The sequence below is a fragment of the Mesorhizobium sp. M7D.F.Ca.US.004.03.1.1 genome (genome assembly GCF_003998635.1).
GTDB classification, from domain to species: domain Bacteria; phylum Pseudomonadota; class Alphaproteobacteria; order Rhizobiales; family Rhizobiaceae; genus Mesorhizobium; species Mesorhizobium loti.
This window is the reverse complement of sequence record NZ_RZQG01000751.1, coordinates 1-2,949: the sequence shown is the minus strand read 5'-3', so window position 1 is coordinate 2,949 and position 2,949 is coordinate 1. Positions and strand designations below refer to the sequence as shown.

The 2,949-nt window shown below is 63.7% G+C and carries 3 protein-coding genes and 1 pseudogene; 2 read left to right on the top strand and 2 right to left on the bottom strand.

Annotated elements, in window-relative coordinates; genetic code table 11:
* A partial coding sequence (locus EN935_RS29195; protein WP_164771413.1) for an Nramp family divalent metal transporter occupies nucleotides 1-944 on the bottom strand: 944 nt, incomplete at its 3' end.
* Between the two features lie 227 nt (nucleotides 945-1,171).
* Here EN935_RS29195 and mntR point away from each other — a divergent pair.
* Complete coding sequence (mntR, locus tag EN935_RS29190; protein WP_109659988.1) at nucleotides 1,172-1,624, top strand: manganese-binding transcriptional regulator MntR; 453 nt, start codon at nucleotides 1,172-1,174, stop codon at nucleotides 1,622-1,624.
* A 99-nt stretch (nucleotides 1,625-1,723) separates the two neighbouring features.
* On the top strand, nucleotides 1,724-1,912 hold the full coding sequence (locus EN935_RS29185; protein ID WP_109659990.1) for a hypothetical protein: 189 nt from the start codon (nucleotides 1,724-1,726) through the stop codon (nucleotides 1,910-1,912).
* A gap of 79 nt (nucleotides 1,913-1,991) precedes the next feature.
* On the opposite strand, the pseudogene EN935_RS29180 reads toward EN935_RS29185, so the two are convergent.
* Nucleotides 1,992-2,949: pseudogene (locus EN935_RS29180) on the bottom strand (hypothetical protein); the annotation flags it as partial.

The window sequence follows — 2,949 nt, the reverse complement described above, 5'->3', positions numbered from 1 at the left end:
GGCGACAGCAGCTCGAAGGCCTGGCTGATTTCGGCGACATCCTGGTGGCCGGTGTTGTGGAAGGCGACTGCCGATACGATCAGGATCGAGGCGTTGACGAACAAAGCCAGCATCAGGGCGATGGTCGAGTCCGTCGTTGCCCATTTGATGGCGTCGCGCTTGCCCTTGTCGGTGCGTTCATAGGCGCGGGTCTGCACGATCGAGGAGTGCAGATAGAGATTATGCGGCATGACGGTGGCGCCGATGATGCCGATGGCGATGTAGAGCATCGCCGGATTTGTGACGATTTCCGACGACGGCACGAACATGGCATGCAGGATCGAGCCGGCCGGCGGGGCGGCGACGAAGATTTGGATGGCGAAGCAGCTGAAGATGATGATCAAAAGCGCGATGACGAAGGCTTCGAGATAGCGGAAGCCCTTGTTCATCAGCAGAAGCACGAGGAAGGCGTCGAGCGCCGTCAGCATCGCGCCGCCGATCAGAGGAATGCCGAACAGAAGCTGCAGCGCGATCGCCGTGCCGATGACCTCGGCCAGGTCGCAAGCGATGATGGCCAGCTCGCAGGCGATCCACAGCACGAAGTTGACCGGACGCGGATAATAGGCGCGGCAGGCCTGGGCAAGGTCGCGGCCGGTGGCGATGCCGAGCCGTGCTGCCAGCGCCTGCAGCAGGATCGCCATCAGGTTGGACAGCATGATGATGAACAGCAGCGTGTAGCCGAACTGCGCGCCGCCGGCGAGGTCGGTCGCCCAGTTGCCTGGGTCCATATAGCCGACCGAGACCATGTAGCCGGGACCCATGAAGGCGAACAGGCGACGGAACCAGACGCCCGAATTCGGCACCGCGATGGAGGAATTGACTTCGCGCAGGCTGGGCTGTTCGTCCTCGTCGGGCCCGGCGAACCGCCATGAGGAACGGGAGGCTGTGGCTTCGGCTTCGGACATGAGGGGAGGCTTTCCGCGAAACTGGGCGATGTTCCCTTAAGCTATGCCATGGCTCAACATTATGCAATATGCTATATTTCATTGTTCGTGCTTTTTATTGAGCTGCTGCCAATGTGCGAAAGGGGGCAGGCGGTTGCGCCTGTGGGGGAATGCAAATAAACGGCCTGAAGAATCAGAGCCCGTGCTATAAAAGCAGCGACGGCTAAAACTCCGAGGAGGAGCGCGTAGTGGCGCTGAAGAACAGACCAGTCCCGCGCGAGCCACTGCCTGACGCCAACGTCCATTCGGAGGGCTTCCGGCAGACGCGCGAAGCGCGCCGCAGCGCGCTTGTCGAGGACTATGTCGAGTTGATCGCCGACCTGATCGAGGACGGCAACGAGGCGCGCCAGGTCGACATCGCAGCAAGGCTTGGCGTTGCCCAGCCGACCGTGGCCAAGATGCTGAGCAGGCTGTGCGCCGACGGTCTGGTGTCGCGAAAACCCTATCGCGGCGTGTTCCTGACCGATGCCGGGCGCAAGGTCGCGGAGGAAAGCCGCATCCGCCACCACACGGTGGAAGCCTTTTTGCGCTCGCTCGGCGTCAGTGCCGAAACGGCGCGCATCGATGCCGAGGGTATCGAGCATCATGTCAGCGCCGAGACGCTGGAAGCTTTTCGGAAGGCGATGACGGCGGCGCGCTGAGCCGCACCCGCCGCCGGATTTCCACTGCCTCCGGAACCCTCGCACGCCAAGCACGTTGCTTCTGACACCCGCGCAAGTCGCGCGGCAAGGGAGGAAGCGATGGGCGTTGAACAGGCACCGACCGCAAAGGGCAAGCAAGCGGCCAAGGGACTGAAACAGGCGGCGGCGAAGGACGAGCGCAAGACCGAGGCCGAAACCGGCCATCCGCTGAAAAAGGGCGCGGCGCGTTTCGAGGAGCGTTCGAAGAGCTCCGACGGCAAGAGTGCCGGCGCCAAGCAGAAAGATTAGACGTCTGTCAGGCCGACGTCAGCGGTTTTGGGTGAAAGCCGTCGGTCGAGACGTGGTGGCGCTTCAGCAAACCGTTCTCTCACTCACGGACATCCTGCACCCAGCTGCGCGGGTGGCCGTCGACGCGGAACTGGAAGATGAAATAGGGCGGGATGCAGGTGCCCTTGCCGGCTTTTGCTTGCGCCAGATCGTCATAGCCTGCCGTGCAGATATAGTCCTCGCGGCAGGGATGGGCCTTGTCGCAGGCGCGCAGGCCGGCGGTCTTGGTGAACTCCCTGGTGCAGAATTTGTGGTCCTTGCCCGACGCGACACAGTCGTTGAAGCCGGTCTTGGCCAATCTGCCGCACGTCGCCTCGTCGGGAAGCTTGTCGCAGCTTGCCTTGCGCAGCATGCCGCCGGGAAAGCCGCCGGTCTTCTGCCGCGGATTGTCGTAGCGCTGGCGCGCGGCACCATAGCCGGCGAGCTTCACTAAGGGTTTCTTGTCCCTTGCCGGGTCGATGGCGCAGGCCTTGGCGGTGGCCGGCGACAGGCGGCAATACTGGTCGTTACCCCAGGTCGACATTTTGATCTCGCCGAACTCGACGGGCTCACCTACCGCCGTGCCGGCCTCGCTGACGCAGGTGCCGAAGCCCGGATGGATGGCGCTTTCATGGACGCCAGCGCAGCGCAGGCCCGCGCCGCAGCTCCAGTCCTTGAAGCTTGGATCCTCGCCGCGATAGCAGATCGAGCCCCAGCCATTGTAGAGGTCGGTGCCTTTCAGCGCCGCGGCATATTTCGCATCAGGTCGGGCGGCGAAGCCTCTGACGAAATCCGGATGGCCGCCGGCGGCGAACTGCTCGACGATGGCGCGGCGGCGCGGCAGGTCGGCGAAGAAGACGGCCGAGCCCGGCACGAAGACGGCGTTGCGGCGCGGCTCGCTGGCCGGATCGGCGCCGGTGTAGTGGAAACCGGCTATGCCATGGGTCTGATGGCAGCCGGTGCAGCTCATCTCGTTGAGTCGCAATTCGAAGCCGGCCACCGACTTGATGGTCGAGAGC

Bases quoted from the DNA above. Each gene is read 5' to 3' on its own strand.
- EN935_RS29185 (WP_109659990.1), top strand. From the start codon at position 1,724: ATGGGCGTTGAACAGGCACCGACCGCAAAGGGCAAGCAAGCGGCCAAG.